This window comes from Lutibacter sp. (assembly GCF_013041805.1).
Lineage (GTDB): Bacteria > Bacteroidota > Bacteroidia > Flavobacteriales > Flavobacteriaceae > Lutibacter.
The window spans coordinates 42871-60525 of sequence record NZ_JABDRI010000035.1; the positions used below are offsets into that span (position 1 = coordinate 42871).

Annotated in this window: 14 protein-coding genes and 1 tRNA gene; 4 read left to right on the forward strand and 11 right to left on the reverse strand. The window is 30.4% G+C overall.

Translation table 11 applies throughout. From position 1 onward, the window contains the following. The first annotated feature begins 245 nt into the window (after positions 1-245). Complete coding sequence (locus HKP59_RS04985; protein ID WP_291804098.1) at positions 246-3371, forward strand: PAS domain S-box protein; 3126 nt, start codon at positions 246-248, stop codon at positions 3369-3371. 132 nt (positions 3372-3503) lie between these two features. Next, positions 3504-4103, forward strand: a complete 600-nt coding sequence (locus HKP59_RS04990) for a hypothetical protein (protein WP_291804101.1) — start codon at positions 3504-3506, stop codon at positions 4101-4103. Between the two features lie 56 nt (positions 4104-4159). Here the strand turns inward: HKP59_RS04990 and HKP59_RS04995 are convergent. Further along, positions 4160-4241 (reverse strand) — tRNA-Leu (locus HKP59_RS04995). Between the two features lie 125 nt (positions 4242-4366). Here HKP59_RS04995 and HKP59_RS05000 point away from each other — a divergent pair. Continuing rightward, positions 4367-5755, forward strand: coding sequence for a dipeptidase (locus tag HKP59_RS05000; protein WP_291804104.1), 1389 nt, complete (start codon positions 4367-4369; stop codon positions 5753-5755). Positions 5756-5851: 96 nt separating this feature from the next. On the opposite strand, the gene HKP59_RS05005 is transcribed toward HKP59_RS05000, so the two are convergent. Beyond that, the gene (locus tag HKP59_RS05005) at positions 5852-6430 is read right to left on the reverse strand and encodes an alkylphosphonate utilization protein (protein ID WP_291804107.1); all 579 of its coding nucleotides are present in this window, start codon (positions 6428-6430) and stop codon (positions 5852-5854) included. Between the two features lie 256 nt (positions 6431-6686). Between HKP59_RS05005 and HKP59_RS05010 the strand changes: the two genes are divergently transcribed. Further along, positions 6687-7790: a DUF4407 domain-containing protein gene (locus HKP59_RS05010; RefSeq protein WP_291804110.1), complete on the forward strand. Its 1104-nt coding sequence runs from the start codon at positions 6687-6689 to the stop codon at positions 7788-7790. A gap of 64 nt (positions 7791-7854) precedes the next feature. On the opposite strand, the gene HKP59_RS05015 is transcribed toward HKP59_RS05010, so the two are convergent. The 9 genes from HKP59_RS05015 to HKP59_RS05055 all read right to left on the reverse strand — a co-directional run. Next, positions 7855-9489 (reverse strand): ABC-F family ATP-binding cassette domain-containing protein, encoded by a 1635-nt coding sequence (locus HKP59_RS05015; RefSeq protein ID WP_291804112.1) that lies wholly within the window; start codon positions 9487-9489, stop codon positions 7855-7857. Between the two features lie 151 nt (positions 9490-9640). After that, positions 9641-10717 carry a peptide chain release factor 1 gene (gene prfA / locus HKP59_RS05020; RefSeq protein ID WP_291804114.1) on the reverse strand — a complete coding sequence of 359 codons (1077 nt, stop codon included), beginning with the start codon at positions 10715-10717 and terminating at the stop codon, positions 9641-9643. Positions 10718-10767: 50 nt separating this feature from the next. After that, on the reverse strand, positions 10768-11946 hold the full coding sequence (locus tag HKP59_RS05025; protein ID WP_291804116.1) for an AIR synthase related protein: 1179 nt from the start codon (positions 11944-11946) through the stop codon (positions 10768-10770). A gap of 102 nt (positions 11947-12048) precedes the next feature. Beyond that, positions 12049-13563, reverse strand: coding sequence for a carboxypeptidase regulatory-like domain-containing protein (locus HKP59_RS05030; RefSeq protein WP_291804118.1), 1515 nt, complete (start codon positions 13561-13563; stop codon positions 12049-12051). 10 nt (positions 13564-13573) lie between these two features. Continuing rightward, complete coding sequence (locus HKP59_RS05035; RefSeq protein WP_291804120.1) at positions 13574-14971, reverse strand: CsgG/HfaB family protein; 1398 nt, start codon at positions 14969-14971, stop codon at positions 13574-13576. Positions 14972-14991: 20 nt separating this feature from the next. After that, on the reverse strand, positions 14992-15402 hold the full coding sequence (locus HKP59_RS05040) for a curli assembly protein CsgF (protein WP_291804121.1): 411 nt from the start codon (positions 15400-15402) through the stop codon (positions 14992-14994). A 21-nt stretch (positions 15403-15423) separates the two neighbouring features. Continuing rightward, positions 15424-16152, reverse strand: coding sequence for a curli-like amyloid fiber formation chaperone CsgH (gene csgH, locus HKP59_RS05045; RefSeq protein WP_291804124.1), 729 nt, complete (start codon positions 16150-16152; stop codon positions 15424-15426). 3 nt (positions 16153-16155) lie between these two features. Beyond that, positions 16156-16617 carry a hypothetical protein gene (locus HKP59_RS05050; RefSeq protein WP_291804125.1) on the reverse strand — a complete coding sequence of 154 codons (462 nt, stop codon included), beginning with the start codon at positions 16615-16617 and terminating at the stop codon, positions 16156-16158. Between the two features lie 111 nt (positions 16618-16728). Beyond that, on the reverse strand, positions 16729-17655 hold a 927-nt coding region (locus tag HKP59_RS05055), incomplete at its 5' end, for a hypothetical protein (RefSeq protein WP_291804127.1).

Sequence of the window (17655 nt, forward strand, 5' to 3'; positions counted from 1 at the left end):
CGACAGCTAAAAAGTTCAAAATATTATCACAACCGGAGTTTTAGAAGGTTTAATTATCTTCTTACTGCTTTTACTATTTAAATGAATTATTAAACCATTTATTATCAAACAGATACTAATTATGTAATATTTTTAATAGAAAAAAGAGTATGCGACTATTTTTTTAATTATATTTAATGATTATTTCCACTTCAAATTAAAAGTGAAATAAAAAACAAATATCTAGAAATTCATACACTAGCAATATGAAAGTGAGTCCAACCTATGAAGAGTTATTGAAAAAGGTGGAATACTATGAAAAAAAGTATGAAAATAATGATTCATTTTCAGATGAAAGTTTAAGCAATAACATTCAGGAAAAAAAGTTAAACACGTATTTAAATGCTTTTAAAGATGGTGTGTATTTATGCTCCGCTAATAAAGAGATTGAATATTTAAATAGTGCCATGATTGCTAAAATAGGTAGGAATGCTCTTGGTGAGAAATGTTATAAAGCAATTTATAATTTAGATGAACCCTGCTCTTACTGCTATTATGATACATTAAAAGAAAAAGGAAAAACAAGCGTTGAATTAAAACTTAATAATAAAAATTATTTGGTATCATCTGTTTTATTAGAAAATGACTCAAAAATTACTATCTATACCGATATTTCAAAATTAAAACAAACTGAAGCAGATTTAAGAAAAAATCTTATTGAATTTGAAGAAATACAGCAAATTGCAAAAATTGGAAATTGGGAGCGCAACTATATAAATGATAAAATTACTTGGTCTAATGAAATGTATAATATTTCTGAAGTTGACCCTAAATCTTTTAAACCTTCTATTCAAAATATTAATCAATTTATACATCCAGACTATATAGAAAAACACCAAAATACTTTAAAAAAGTCACTTGAAGGAAAACAGAATTACAGCATTGAATTCAAATTATTATTACCAAACGGCAAAGAAAAATGGGTTGTTCAACACGGAACACGAGCATATAATAATGAAGGTATCGCAATTCGTTCCTATGGGAATTTACAAGATATTACACTCCAAAAAAATATTGAACTTGAACTTATTCAGCTAAAAGAAAAAGCCGAAGAAAACGAACTTTATTTCCGTTCCATTTTTGATGCTCAACCTTCTTTAATTAGTGTCACAAAAGTCTCAGATTCTACATTTACATTTGTTAATAAATCATTTGCCAAATTTACTGGATATACAAAAAAAGAACTTACTGGAAGTAATGCTCAAAATATTAATCTCATAATTAATGCTAATGATATCACAACAATAAATACCGAATTAGAGAAACGAAGAAAAGTATCTAATACTGAAATAACTATTACCTTAAAAAATGGCTCGTTAAAAACAGTAGATATTTCGATGCGATTTTTTAAATATATGAATGAACTACATATACTAACGACAGGACAAGACATTACAGAACAACAAAAAGTAAAAGAAGAAGCAAAAAAATTATCAGTCGCCGTTGAACAAAGTGCAAGTTCTATTGTAATTACTGATGTTTATGGAAATATAGAATATGTAAATCCAAAATTCACTGAGGTAACCGGATATACTTTGAAAGAAGTTTTTGGTAAAAACCCACGCATCTTAAGCTCAGGAAAACAATCAAACGCCTATTACGAAGAAATGTGGAAGAAAATAATGGCAGGTGAAATTTGGAGAGGAGAATTCAGCAATAAAATTAAAAATGGTAATATTATTTGGGAACAAGTAAGTATTACACCTATTAAAAATGAAAAAGGTGAAATCGTCAATTTCTTAGCCGACAAAGAAGATATCACAGCTCTTAAAGAAAGCGAAGAACTACTAAAATCATTTATAAATTCTGTACCTGATATTATTTGTTATAAAGATGGAAAAGGAAAATGGTTACTTGCTAATAATGCCCGACTAGAACTTTTTGGTTTAATCGATGTGGATTATTTTGGAAAAACTGATGCAGAATTAGCTCATTGCACAAATGTGATATACAAAGAATTGTTTTCTAGCTGTGAAATAAGTGATGAAATTGCTTGGAGGAATAAAAAAACTTCAAAAGGTATCAAAATTATTCCTTCAATAAATGGAGAACAAAAAGAATATGATTTTGTTAAAATACCAACTTTTTATAACAACGGAACTAGAAAAGCACTTGCCATAATTGGTAGGGATATTACCGAATTAAAGAAAAAAGAGAAAGAATTAAAACTAGCTAAAAATAAAGCCGTAGAGAGTGACCGTTTAAAAACTGAATTTTTAAACAATATGTCGCACGAAATTAGAACTCCACTAAATGGTATTATAGGGTTTTCAGAAATAATTACTGAAAATACCAATATTTCAAATGAAAAAAGAAGAAATTATGGTGCTATTATAAAAAGTAGTGGTAACCAATTAGTAAAAGTTATTGATGATATTTTAGAAATATCAAGGCTTGGCACAAAACAAGTTAAGGCAATTCAAAATAAAGTTAATTTAAATAATGTATTACTTCATTTATTTTCAATTTTTGACATAAAGGCAAAAGAAAACAAGGTGCCTCTTTACCTAAAAAAGGGTCTGTTAGATACTGAAAGTACTATTTATACAGATGAATCGAAGCTCATAAAAATTTTAAGTAATTTATTAGAAAACGCACTTAAATTTACTGAGGCAGGTAGTATTGAATTAGGATATATTTTAAATAAAACCACAAACCCACCACAACTAGAAATTTATGTAAAAGATACTGGAATAGGAATAAATAAAACTAATCACAAATCAATTTTTGATAGATTTTCACAAGAGGAAAAAGAAATATCTCAAAAAACAGGTGGCTTAGGACTAGGTCTGTCAATTGCAAAAGAAAATGCAGAAATATTAGGAGGAACAATTCAATTGAAATCTAAAAAAGGAAGTGGTACAACTTTCACCGTAATTATTCCATACAAACCAATACAATCTAATACAGAAAATATTAATAGACCCACAACATCTGAGACCTTAAAAACATCGAAACCTATTATTTTAATTGCAGAAGATGAAGAAGTTAACTATATTTTTCTTGAAACGTTACTTCACGATTCAATAAAATTAAATTGTACACTTATACACGCAAAAAATGGAATCGAAGCTGTAGAAATTTGCAAAAACAATCCAGCTATTAACTTGGTTTTAATGGATATTAAAATGCCACAATTAAATGGTTATCAGGCTACAAAACTAATTAAAAAATTTAGGCCCAATTTACCTATAGTTGCTCAAACAGCTTACTCTACCCAAAATGATATTAATACATCAAAAACTATGGGTTGTGATGATTTTATTTCAAAACCAATTCGTAAAAAAACATTAAATGCTATTTTAACTACCTACTTAAAAGTTAAAAATTAGGGTAAAGTGGTTTCTATATGCTGCGCTGCGTTAAAATTTAGTTAATCCCTTTGAAGTTTCAAAGGTTAGTTATACATATTAGTAACTTTACACAATCAAAAAATTCAAATCAATTTAATTCAACGTTTTAAAATGAAATTTCAGAAAGCCTCTTTTTTACTGCTCATGTTCGTACATCTTTCTACAGTTTTATTTTCTCAACAAAGAGGAAATAGACAAAATGTACCACAACAATCACAAAGTACTGCAACGTCTGCACAAGAAGTAAGTCCTCAAAATATGGCAGGACTCATTATGTACGATAATGAAGTTGTTATTAAAAAATTAAAAATTAAAACTGCTTCAAAAAAAACATTGGTGACCCAAGCCATTTCAAAACACAATGCTAAAATAAATGAATTAAAAACTTTTAATTTTGAAACATTTGATAAAGTAAAATTCTTTTTAGCTAAAAAAAGAAATGAAGCAATGGCAAACCGTGATTTTAGAACTATGAGAGAAGCGCAAATGCAAGCGCAAGAAATGCTAGCACCAATTAAAACAAAAGTTCGAGTTCAAAAAAACATGTTAAATGAAACATTTGAACAAGAATTATCTGAAAAACAAAATAAAACCTGGCTTAAATACCAACAAGCTGAATTAAAAAAATTAAATCCAAGAGCTCAGGAAAAACAACAAACACAAAGAAATAGTCAAGGTAGCAGGAGAGGACAAGGCAGAATGAACAACTAATCTATTTTTTTAAAAGTTAATAAAAAAAGCCTCTCAAAATTGAGAGGCTTTTTTAGTGCGGGCGGGGAGACTCGAACTCCCACACCTTGCGGCACTAGATCCTAAGTCTAGCGTGTCTACCAATTCCACCACGCCCGCTTAAGAATTGTGGGTGCAAATATACACAATACTTTAAAATTGCAAAGCAGTTTTTCATTATTTTTTATAGATACATGTATCCGAATAAAATTGTGTATTTTTGAACAAAACAAATTATAATTTTAATGGAAAATATTAAATCATACGTTAGCGAACATAAAGACCGTTTTATAAACGAACTTATTGAACTCTTAAAAATACCTTCTATTAGTGCCGATTCTGCCTATAGCCAAGATGTTTTAAATACCGCAGATGCGGTTAAAAATGCGCTTGAAAAAGCCGGTTGCGATACTGTTGAAATTTGCGAAACTCCCGGGTATCCAATTGTTTATGGAGAAAAAACAATTGATAAAAACCTTCCCACAGTTTTAGTTTATGGGCATTATGATGTACAACCAGCAGACCCTATTGATCTTTGGGATTCTCCCCCTTTTGAACCAGTTATTAAAACTACAACAATTCATCCTGATGGTGCCATTTTTGCACGTGGAGCTTGCGACGACAAAGGTCAAATGTATATGCACGTAAAAGCATTGGAATATATGACCAAAAATAACAATTTACCATGTAACGTAAAATTTATGGTTGAAGGTGAAGAAGAAATTGGATCGTCTAGCTTGTCATGGTTTGTTGAACGCAATCAAGACAAATTAGCCAATGATGTTATTTTAATTTCTGATACAGGCATGATTTCAAATACTCAACCATCTATTACAACTGGTTTGCGTGGTTTAAGTTATGTTGAAGTTCAAGTTACTGGCCCAAATAGAGATTTACATTCTGGCTTATATGGTGGTGCCGTTGCAAATCCAATTAATATTTTATCAAAAATGATTGCTTCACTTCACGATGATAACAATCATATCACTATTCCTGGTTTTTATGATAAAGTAGAAGAACTTTCCAAAGAAGAAAGAGCTGAAATGGCAAAAGCACCTTTTTCATTAGAGAACTATAAAAAAGCACTAGACATTGAAGATGTTTATGGTGAAAAAGGCTACACAACCAACGAGCGAAATTCAATACGCCCAACTTTAGATGTAAACGGAATTTGGGGAGGTTATATTGGTGAAGGCGCCAAAACCGTAATTGCAAGTAAAGCGTATGCAAAAATATCGATGCGATTAGTTCCTAACCAAGAAACTGAAGAAATCACTGAATTATTTACAAAGCATTTTGAAAGTATTGCACCTAAAGGCGTTAAAGTAAAAGTTACTCCACACCACGGTGGACAAGGTTATGTAACTCCAATAGATAATATTGGCTATAAGGCCGCAAATAAAGCGTATACCGAGACTTTTGGTAAACCTGCAATACCTCAACGTTCAGGGGGAAGTATTCCTATTGTTGCTTTATTTGAAAAAGAATTAAAAAGTAAAACCATTTTAATGGGATTTGGCTTAGATAGTGATGCCATTCACTCACCAAACGAACATTTTGGTATTTTTAATTACTTAAAGGGTATTGAAACAATTCCTCTATTCTACAAATATTTTGTTGAAATGAATAAATAATATTGATTATTTTGAAATTGTTTCGAAATATTAATATTTAAAAAAAAGCCTGTAAATTATTAAATTACAGGCTTTTTAATATCTTGTTTTATCTAATTATAATTTCTTTACATAATCAGTAATAATTACTATTTGAGTCGGTCCAACTTTACCTTCAATATATTTTTCATTTTCTGGATCTAAAGAAATTCTTCTAACAGCAGTTCCTTGTTTAGCAACCAAACTTGAACCCTTTACTTTTAGATCTTTAATTAAAACTACTGAGTCTCCCGATTCTAATACCACTCCATTCACATCTCTATGAATTACTTTATGCTCTTCTTCAATACCTTCACCTGTAGCTTTTGCCCATTTTAAATTTTCCTCATCTAAATAGAGCATGTCCAACAAATCTTGTGGCCAACCTTCTGCACGTAAACGAGTTAACATCCTCCAAGCAACAACTTGAACTGCAGCAACTTCACTCCACATACTATCATTTAAACAACGCCAATGATTTGCATCCACAGCATCAGGATTTTCTAATTGATTTTTACAAGTTGCACAAGTCAAAATACTACCATCAACCGTTTCAACAGGCATTGGCGGTAGTTTATACATACTTAAATTATCTTTTGAACCACACAATTCACATGTAGAACCACTTCTTTCTTGTAATGTATTTAATATACTCATTTGCTATCTTTATGGTGGTAAAAATACATTAAAAAAGAGTAATCACACAATTGATAGAATCATATTAACTATAAAGTTACTTTCATTTTGGCTTTTCGCAACAAGTCATCGTAATTGCTTTGTGATCTTTACTTCTATGCCTAAGGCAATAAAAAAATAGCTTTTAAGTTATTTAGAACATACTTTCTCTTTTAAGATTCCTTTAAGATACTATAAATAAATATTTTACGTTATTTGCAATACAAACTACTATGTTATGCTTAAACAATTCTTTTGGATGTGCTCTGGCGCTGATATCGATATTCTTCAAACAAGCTCAAAAGCTGAGCAAACTAAATATGCCGGCATAGGCGGAACTGTATTCTTTACTGCAGTTATGGCTTTCATAGCATCAACTTATGCCCTTTTTACCGTTTTTGACAATTATTTTATAGCCATTATATTTGGATTAGTTTGGGGCTTACTAATTTTTAACTTAGACCGTTTTATTGTTTCAACGATTAAAAAACAAGACAATAATTGGAAAGAAGTTTTACAAGCAACTCCACGAATTATTTTAGCTATCATAATTGCCGTTGTCATATCAAAACCTTTAGAAATGAAGATTTTTGAAAAAGAAATTAATCAGGTTTTGTTAACCCAGAAAAACGATTTGACTTTGGCTAATAAAAATCAAATTGCAACTAGGTTTATCCCAGAAATACAAACAATTCAAAACGAAATAACAGCGTTAAAACAGGAAATAGCAAAAAAAGAAGCTGAGACAAATGCATTATATGAAACATATATTTCAGAAGCGGAAGGAACGGCAGGAACAAAACTTCTTGGCAAAGGACCTGTTTACAAAGAAAAAAGAGAAAAACATGATGCTGCTTTAACCGAATTACAACAATTAAAAATCACTAATACAGCTAAAATTTCAGAAAAAGAAAATCAACTTACAACTTTAACTACCCAACAAAAAACTGAGGAAACAATTACTCAGCCAATTATTAATGGTTTTGATGGGTTAATGGCTCGCATAAATGCCTTGAAAGAATTGCCTTGGCTCCCTTCCTTTTTTATTTTCTTACTTTTTCTAGCCATTGAAACTTCCCCAATTTTTTCAAAATTAATAGCTCCCAAAGGTGAATATGACTATAAATTACAAGACCATGAAAATGCTGTAAAAACGTGGGTTGAACAAAAAGTACGACAAAGAGCCGCCATATTAAATACAGATACCGAATTAAATTCGGCTATTTATGAAGATATCTCTAAGGAAGAAGAACTATATAACTTTAAAAAACAAAAAGCCCGTGAAATTTTACAATTTCAAGCAGATGCTTTTTATAAAAGTCAGAAAAAAATTATTGGTTAGAAGTATTTAATATAATTATTTATTGTTTGACGCAAAGAAAATTAACTTCTGTAAAACAAAAAATTTACGAATCAGAAATTTCACGCAAACTTTCCATTTTTTTTAACTCCATAAAACCTGTAATATCTTCAAAATGTTCTCTCACACGTTTATGACCAAACTCAAAAACTTTCTCCGCCAAACCATCGAGAAAATCTCTATCATGAGAAACCAAAATTAACGTACCGTCAAAATCTTTTAGCGCATCTTTAATTATATCCTTAGTTTTCATATCTAAATGATTTGTAGGCTCATCCAAAATTAAAAGATTTACTGGCTCTAATAATAATTTTATCATAGCTAAACGTGTTTTTTCACCTCCAGACAACACTTTTACTTTTTTGGTAATATCATCACCACTAAACATAAAAGCTCCTAACATTGCTTTAATTTTGGATCGGATATCACCAACCGCAACTTGGTCTATTGTTTCAAAAACTGATAAAGTTTCATCTAATAGCGAAGCTTGATTTTGAGCAAAATATCCAATTTTTACATTTTGAGCCATTTCCAAGGAGCCTTCAAAATCTATTTCGCCCATAATTGCTTTTATCATTGTTGACTTACCTTCTCCATTTTTCCCCAGAAAAGCCACCTTTTCACCTCTTTCAATTACTAAATTAGCATTTTTAAAAACAATATGCTCATTATATTTTTTTGATAAATCATTTATTACAATAGGATATTGTCCACTTCTTGGAGATGTTGGAAATTTCAACTTTAAGGCTGAATTATCTACTTCGTCAACTTCAACCAGTTTTAATTTTTCTAACATACGAACACGTGATTGAACCTGATTTGTTTTAGAATACGTTCCTTTAAAACGCTCAATAAAATCTGTATTCTCTTGAATCATCTTTTGTTGTTCTTCATATGCTTTTAACTGATGTGAACGTCTATCCTTTCTTAGTTCTAAATAATGAGAATAGGTAGCTTTATAATCATAAATTCTACCCATAGTCACTTCAATAGTTCTATTGGTTATATTGTCCACAAATGTTCTATCATGCGAAATTACAATCACTGCTTTTGCTGAGTTTATTAAAAAATCTTCCAACCACTGAACACTTTCAATATCAATATGATTTGTCGGCTCATCTAATAAAATTAAATCGGGTTTTTGTAATAGAATTTTTGCCAACTCAATTCTCATGCGCCATCCACCTGAAAATTCAGAAGTTGAACGTGTAAAATCGTTTCGTTCAAAACCAAGACCTTTTAAAACAATTTCAACTTCAGCTTCATAATTAACTTCTTCAATAGAATAAAATAATTCGCTTAATTCTGAAACCCGTTCAATTAGTTTCATGTATGAATCGCTTTCATAATCAGTTCTTACCGTTAAAGCTTCATTAATTTCATCTATTTCAGCTTTCATTTTAAACACTTCATCAAAAGCTTTTGAAGTTTCTTCAAAAACTGTGGTATCGTCTGTAGTTAATAAATGCTGCGGTAAATAAGCAATTTTAGCATCTTTTGGAGCAGTTAAATTCCCGGAAGTTGGTTTTTTAACACCCGCAATTATTTTTAACAATGTTGATTTTCCTGCCCCATTTTTACCCATTAAAGCAATTTTATCATTTTCATTAATTGAAAATGAAACATTATCAAACAAGGTGGTTCCTCCAAATTGAACTGCAATATTGTTAACTGTAATCATCTATTGAACTACTATTAAGTTTATTTAATAAATTTTAAAATTGCGCAAATATATACTCTTTGATTGATTTCTAAACTATTAACTTAGATTTAAAACATAAAAAAGCAAGAGTGTTTAGCTCTTGCTTTTTTAAAAATTAAGAATGGGTTATTTATAATACTTCACCCAATTCTTTAAGCTTTTCAGTATTTTCGGCTAGTTTTAATTCTTCTACAATTTTATGGATATCTCCGTTTATAACATTAGATAAGTCATACAGAGTTAATCCAATTCTATGTTCAGTAACTCGACCTTGTGGATAGTTATAAGTTCTAATTTTTGCAGATCGATCCCCACTAGCAACCAACGAATTTCTTTTCGCTGAGTCAGCCGCTAACTTTTTCTCTAATTCTTGCTCATACAAACGAGAACGCAATACTTTCATTGCTTTTTCCTTGTTTTTATGTTGTGATTTTTGATCTTGACATTGCGCTACTAATCCAGTTGGAACGTGCGTTAAACGAACCGCTGAATACGTAGTATTCACAGATTGCCCTCCAGGACCCGAAGAACAAAAATAATCTACTCTAATATCACTAGGTTTTAACTCTACATCAAACTCTTCAGCCTCTGGCAATACCATAACTGTTGCTGCTGAAGTATGCACGCGTCCTTGAGTTTCTGTTTGCGGAACACGCTGTACACGATGCACGCCAGATTCAAACTTCATGTCTCCGTAAACATCGGAACCAGTTACACTAAATATAATTTCTTTAAAACCTCCTGAAGTTCCCTCACTAATATCTTCTACTTCCGTTTTCCAGCCTTTATCAGAACAATATTTTGTATACATTCTGTACAAATCACCTGCAAAAATACTTGCTTCATCTCCTCCAGTTCCCGCTCTTATTTCTACAATTACATTTTTAGCATCTTCAGGGTCTTTTGGAATTAACATAAACTTAATATCATCTTCCAATTTTGGAATACGATTTGTAGCTTCTTCCAACTCTAATTTTGCCATTTCTGTCATTTCGGCATCAGAACCATCAGCTATAATTTCTTTAGCTTCTTCAATATTATTCAATAAAGATTCATATTCCTCAGCAATTTTCATCACTGCACTTAAATCTTTATATTCTTTATTTATTTTTATATAGCGTTTTTGATCTGTAATAATATCAGGTTGAATAATTAAATCTGATACTTCATCAAAACGTTGTTTTACTATTCTTAGCTTATCTAACATCTTCTTTTTTAATTGGATTGCAAATTTACAAATTTTAAACGATATAAGTTTTAATACTTAAAAGTTCCAAACTTACTTTTAATAGTTAATTTTTTAGTTTCAGAAGCTTCAACTCTCCCTATAATTTGAGCATCAACATTAAAACTTTTAGAAATATTTATTATATCAGTTGCTATTTCAGCGGGAACATACAATTCCATTCTATGACCACAATTAAAAACCTGATACATCTCCTTCCAATCAGTTTTAGACTGTTCTTGAATTAATTTAAAAAGTGGTGGTACTTCAAACATCGTATCTTTCACAATATGTAAATTATCTATAAAATGAAGAATTTTTGTTTGCGCTCCTCCACTGCAATGTACCATTCCATGAATATCTTTTGATGTAAATTTTTCCAAGACTGCTTTAATAATTGGCGCATATGTCCGTGTTGGAGAAAGTACTAATTTTCCAGCATTTAGAGGAGAATTTTGTACCTCACCAGTTAATTTCATATTTCCAGAATATACTAATTCTTCAGGAACAGCTGCATCAAAACTTTCAGGATATTTTTCCGCTAAATACTTATGAAATACATCATGACGAGCTGATGTTAAGCCATTAGAACCCATTCCTCCGTTATATTCTTTTTCATACGTTGCTTGACCGAAAGAAGCCAAACCAACAATTACGTCACCTGCCTTTATATTGGCATTATCAATAACATCTTCTCTTTTCATACGTGCTGTTACCGTAGAATCAACAATAATAGTTCTCACTAAATCACCAACATCAGCGGTTTCACCACCAGTTGAGTAAATCTCCACACCAAACTCTTTCAAATCTTGTAATAATTCTTCGGTACCATTAATAATTTCAGAAATTACCGCTCCTGGTATTAAGTTTTTATTTCGACCGATGGTTGAAGACAATAAAATATTGTCAGTTGCACCTACACAAATTAAATCATCAATATTCATAATTAATGCATCTTGCGCAATGCCTTTCCAAACAGAAATATCTCCTGTTTCTTTCCAATACATATATGCTAAGGAAGATTTTGTACCTGCTCCATCTGCATGCATAATTAAACAGTAATTCTTATCGCCGGTTAAATAATCTGGAACAATTTTACAAAATGCTTTTGGAAATAATCCCTTGTTGACATTTTTTATAGCATTATGTACATCTTCTTTGGAAGCTGACACACCTCTTTGACTATACCTTTTACTTATCTCTGAGCTCATAATTACTATAATTTTATATGTTACAAAAGTAATTTATCTTTTTAAATGATGAAACAAAAAAGCCGAATGAAAATCATTCGGCTTTTTTTATTATAAAATTTTTTATTCCCAATCTGGCATAATTGCATTTTGAAATAGTTCTATTCTATTATTATTTGTGTTAATACTATTTATATCCATCTTATATATTGACTTCGAAGAAATACCATCATTAGAGGTATTTACAAAAATAACTTCTGCTTCATTTGGTGAAAATCGAGGATCTAAATCTAGCGTTCCTGAATCTTTCAAAATAGAAATATCTGTAGCTACAGCGGTATCAAATTCATAAACGAATATTCTGGTATCTAATTGTCTATTACTTGAACTTTCAAATTCAGAAACATCATAGGTATATAGTAACAACTTTTTATCGACTGATAAATTAAGTCCTCCAGCAGCTCCATTCACTCCTGACAAAACAGTTGTTAATATAGTTCCTTCCAAATCAATGGTAAAAATAGAAACATTATACCCATCTAAATCATTTGTTTTCAGCGCAATCATAGTTCCGTCACTACTCCAATCACATTCTGAAATATAACTTCCATCAACTGTTTGGTAAATTTGTTGTAAACCACTTCCATCTTTATTAATTATAAATAATTTATCATAATTAGGATACAATAATTGATCACCATTTGAAGACCAAGAGAAATCAAGCTCATTTAAATTAGTACCAGCAATAGGTACATCTGATGTAACTTGAAATACATTTGAGCCATTCTGATTCATTGTAAATAAATGTGTTTCATTATTTGAAGTTCTTAAAAAAGCAATTAAGTTGGCTGCTTGATTTTTTCGAGGCCTCCAACTATTTTGATCTGAGGCGGTTAACTCTATTGTATCTTCCTGCAAAGAAGTGGCATCATTATAATTTGCTGAATATATTACACTGTTGTTATTAGTGTTTTTTTGAACATAGAGATATCTATTGTCTGGATCTACTTTTGTTTTAAAAGTGCTAACCGAGCTTAAAACTTCAGGGTTAATATCATCTGAAGCAGCAATTTGCCAAAAATATTTTACACCATACTTTAGATCCGAAATTACGTAGGTAGTATCAATAATATTTTCCATTGCGATAATATCATTATTAACATCATTCTTAATTTCTAATCGATATTCAATAGTATCGCCTTCAGGATCAGAAGAAGACCAAATTAACTCAACTGAAAGCTCTTGATCTTCTATGCCATCTGTAGGAGTTATTAAAATTGGAGTTGATGGCGCTCTATTTAAAGCTGTCTCCTCATCCATTTCAAAAATTACATTTACTTCTAAATCTGTTGTTACAGTTGCTGGTTCAAATGAGGTTAAATATCCTTCTTTAGTAGCACTAACTGAATAATCACCTGCTTCAACTCCACTAATGATAAAATATCCATCAACATCAGAAAATACTGTGTTATTTGATGGGCTTAAACTAATTTTAGCATTTTCAATAGGGTCAAAACTATTTGATTCTACTACCCTACCAGTAATAGTTCCTTCACCAATAAAACCAGTGGTATCTTCACTGCAATTAACTAAAAAAATTAGTGAAAGTAATAGTATTAAATTATATTTATTTTTCATATCCTACTTTTTATTCAAACATTACAGATTTTACTTTTTCATATGGTTTTCCAAAATAAAAATTTAAGCCTAAACCAATTTTATAATAGGCATCGTTCCATTTTCCTTGCACTAAGCGATCCATATCATCTGTGAGAAGAATATTTTGCTCAGCGAAAATTTTAATTCCTAAATTCTTTTTAGGTAAATACTCAATTCCTCCCCCAAACTGGAATTTTAAAGAATCGAAATAGTTAATTACTTTATTATTAGAAACAGCACCAAAACCTGCATATACAAAAGGTGAAATATTATCATATGGCAGTATATCATATCCAACATTTATATCTATTGAAAGGAACTGATCTTTAAAATTATTTTTATTTTCCAGTTCAAAATAACTTGCTCCAAGGTTTATATTAAATCCGGGCTTCTTAAAATATAATTTTAAAGAAGCATTTACTCCTAACTTTTCAATTGCATCTCCGTAATCGTTATTAGGAACCACCATAGCTCCTTCTATATTTACAGCTGCCTTTCCTCTCCTATCTTCAAGTTTTCTATCGTATAAAGCTGTTGATTCCGCTTCCTCCTTCTCAATTAAGTATTGTTCTTTTACCAAATTAACAGTTGCATCACCACCTTTAGTTTGCCATAAACCATCAATAATACCTTCCACAATTAAAAGCTCTACAGCTTTATCAATTGCTTCTTTTACAGCTAATTGAGCAGGCTCGTTTTTAGTAACACCTGTTTCTACTTCTAATAATCTTTTAACGTTTACGTATCTAAATAAATTAGCAGAAATGCCTTGAGATAAGATTGTTTTTGAAACATACACATTTTTTAATATTCTACCACTTGATGTAGAAACAGCTCTTAAATAAATTGTTATTCTATCTTCTCTATATTCAGCTGCACCACCAACTCCAAAATACCTTGCCCCTGAGCCCCCTGTAATTATATTTGAATCATACGATACAACTCCTCCCTCTAATATTATTCCAGCAAACAATAACGGTGGCATAGATGCGGTTTGATTTTGATTGGCATCTTTGGCATATTCCTGACGCGTAGATCTAATTATTTGGCGTTCATTTAATAAATTTCCAATATTTTCTCTTTCGATAGGTTGAAACCATTTAGATTCTTCTAATGATTTTAATAAAATTGAAGTTCCTCCTTGTGTAACAGCCGTGCTGAATGTTGAACCGTTTTCTACTAATTTATATTGACCTGTTTGATCTCTAAACTTATAGACACCGACAATAGTTTCATTCAATGGCATTATCGTATCTAGTATACTTTTTCTTGAAGTACTTTCTCCTATGCGTGCTTTACCTGTATTAAAAGGTTGGTTTAAATAGGTACCACAGCTAGTTAAAATTAATAAAACGGTCCAAATAAAAAATTGGAAATACTTTCTCATAAGTTAAGGGTTTCTTATATTTAATTAGGTATAGTTATTTGTGTCTGCTCCCCTGTTATTGTATCCAATATATTTACAGACAGCCCATTATTTGAAGGAGTTACTTCTACAACTAACGAACCGAAAACGAAGGTACCTACTGATAATGACTGATCACCAAACTGTTGTTGAAATAAATCTTGTGATAGTGAATTTAGCAATTGTCTATTTAAGCTTTCTGTGAAATTCTCTAAATCTGTGGCTTGAGTAAAATCAAAGCCCGAATCTTCTTCAAAACTATTTTGAGCATTTGCCGAAGCTAATAACTGTTGATAATTAAAGGTATCTCCTCCAAAAAAAGGATTAATAGGCTTATATACAATGTTTTGCGAAAATACAAAACTCGAAATACAAACAAAACTCACGGTAAAAACAAATTTCAACTTTTTCATATTTAAATGTACTAATTTTAATTATATCCTGCTATTTCTAAACAACATCTTTCTCTGTTTAGAATATTGACTTAAATTTTGCAACGTAATTTTAACATTTGATTTTAAGTATTCCTCATCTGGTTTAGATATAAATTCATGAATAATTCTATCATCTACTTTTACAGATATGATACTGCTTGTGGCAAAATATGGCTTTTCAGTAATGGTAATTATAAATGGATATTGCGTTCCAGAATTTAAATAATCCTGATAAAAATAATCGTGAAAATCCTTTCCAATTTTTGTAATCACCTCATCAACTACAATTCCTTTTAGCTCAAAATCAACTTCTCGTACAACGCTTTTTTCAATTTGCTGTTGTTTTTGAGGAAGTATATAGATAGAATCTTTTGCTATTAATTTATCTTCTTGTTTTATAAATAAATAGATACGCAACTCTTCATCAGCATCTTTATTTAAACGAATTTCAGAAAGAGTTTTACTTTCTCCAGGATTTAATGAAAATTCACCTTCTTGTCTATTATTAGAATAATTTCCTGATGCAGTTTTTTTTAAAGCTAATAAATTATAAAATAAATTATTTTTAAAAAGTGGTTCTTCATTTTCAACCTGCGCTTTTATCAAAATTAAATTATCTGATTCTTGAATATTAATTCTACCTGTAACCGTCTCATTCAATTGAGAATAAACTTGATTAAAAGACAACAATAAACAACATAAAATAATATGTATTTTTAGTTGGCCCATAGCCTAATAATTCTTTATAATTAAGGTTTTAAAATTAGATTTTTGAAAAATACTAATATTGTTAATAATAGAATTTTCTCCATAAATTTGAAGATTATTAGCATTCCCTTGTTGTACAATATTAAAATTGGAAGGTGTATTGTTGTAGTAATTAATAAAATTATAATAATTGTTATTCCCTAATTGATTAACTGTTTGAGAATCACCACCTTTTTGTTTAATATCAATTTGATTGTTATTACCTACCTGATTTAAACTTACAAAATTATTTTGTGATTGTAATCTATTTGAAGTTGTTTTAGCATTATTTTCGAACAAAGAAGACTCTTTATTTAATTGAAAATATTGATTTATGATATACGTATTTTCATCTGTAAGTTCCTGAGCATTTCCATTAAAAAATGTAAAACTAAGGATAAAAAGGAATAATATTGTTTTGTGAGGATTTACCATAGTAAAAATCATTTTCAGATTATATCAAATATAAGAAAAAAAAGGGGAATTATTCCCCTTTTTACATATAATTTAAACTGGTTCAAATAAAATATTTACAGACAGTTTTTAATTTGGAGGCTGCTAATTATTAATACCAACACTATTTTGCTGAACACAAGCAGTATTATTATTACCCATTTGGTTTATATAACTTAAATTCCAACTAGATCCTGTGCTATTTGCTGTTTGAATAACAGATGATCTATTGCCCATTCCATTTTGATATACATCGCTATAATTTGCACCAGTAGTACCTTCAGTTTGAGTTAAACAGTTCTTGTTACCAGTTCCTATTTGCATTACGTCAGATATGTTAGTTATCAAACCAGAAGCATTATAAGACCCTGCAATTTGAGTTTCTGAAGACATATTTCCATTACCTCTTTGTTCTGTTTCTGCATCATTAAAACTACCATTTTGAGTTTGATTTACAGTATTAGAATCTCCAATTTGTAGAACGTCAGCTCTACTTCCTGCTGCCTGATCACTTCCAGATGATTGATATTGAATCACATCATTATAATTACCAATTGAATTAGAATTTGCCCAGTTATTATCATAATACTGAGTTTGTGACGAACCATTATCTGTACCTATTTGATTAGATTTAGCATAATTAGTTTCAGCATATCCTGCACCAACTAATTGTTTAGCATAATTTAGACTACCTTCTTGCCAAACTATATTGGTATTATGGTCTCCTAACTGATCAATATCTGAATAGTTATTACTTCCTTCTTGATATACCCAAGCTTGATTATATGATCCTCCAATGCCTAATTGACTTGCAGCCCCATCTTGATCCACTTCACTGTAATTACCTGTTCCAAATTGATTTACACGTGCAAGGTTTCTCATACCATCTTGATCAATATTACTTAGGTTACTATCTCCTCCGTAACGCACTCTTTCAACTTGTTCTAATTCACAGTCATCACATTCAGCCCAAGTTCTAGGACCCTGTTGTGCAAAAAGTGCAGTTGTTGCGCATAGCATAGCCATGCTTAA

Coding starts and splice junctions, on each gene's coding strand:
- HKP59_RS05010 (WP_291804110.1), top strand. CDS start 6,687: ATGCTTAAACAATTCTTTTGGATGTGCTCTGGCGCTGATATCGATATT.
- HKP59_RS05040 (WP_291804121.1), bottom strand. CDS start 15,402: ATGAAAAAGTTGAAATTTGTTTTTACCGTGAGTTTTGTTTGTATTTCG.
- HKP59_RS05000 (WP_291804104.1), top strand. CDS start 4,367: ATGGAAAATATTAAATCATACGTTAGCGAACATAAAGACCGTTTTATA.
- prfA (WP_291804114.1), bottom strand. CDS start 10,717: ATGTTAGATAAGCTAAGAATAGTAAAACAACGTTTTGATGAAGTATCA.
- HKP59_RS05035 (WP_291804120.1), bottom strand. CDS start 14,971: ATGAGAAAGTATTTCCAATTTTTTATTTGGACCGTTTTATTAATTTTA.
- csgH (WP_291804124.1), bottom strand. CDS start 16,152: ATGGGCCAACTAAAAATACATATTATTTTATGTTGTTTATTGTTGTCT.
- HKP59_RS05030 (WP_291804118.1), bottom strand. CDS start 13,563: ATGAAAAATAAATATAATTTAATACTATTACTTTCACTAATTTTTTTA.
- HKP59_RS05050 (WP_291804125.1), bottom strand. CDS start 16,617: ATGATTTTTACTATGGTAAATCCTCACAAAACAATATTATTCCTTTTT.
- HKP59_RS04985 (WP_291804098.1), top strand. CDS start 246: ATGAAAGTGAGTCCAACCTATGAAGAGTTATTGAAAAAGGTGGAATAC.
- HKP59_RS05025 (WP_291804116.1), bottom strand. CDS start 11,946: ATGAGCTCAGAGATAAGTAAAAGGTATAGTCAAAGAGGTGTGTCAGCT.
- HKP59_RS05015 (WP_291804112.1), bottom strand. CDS start 9,489: ATGATTACAGTTAACAATATTGCAGTTCAATTTGGAGGAACCACCTTG.
- HKP59_RS04990 (WP_291804101.1), top strand. CDS start 3,504: ATGAAATTTCAGAAAGCCTCTTTTTTACTGCTCATGTTCGTACATCTT.
- HKP59_RS05005 (WP_291804107.1), bottom strand. CDS start 6,430: ATGAGTATATTAAATACATTACAAGAAAGAAGTGGTTCTACATGTGAA.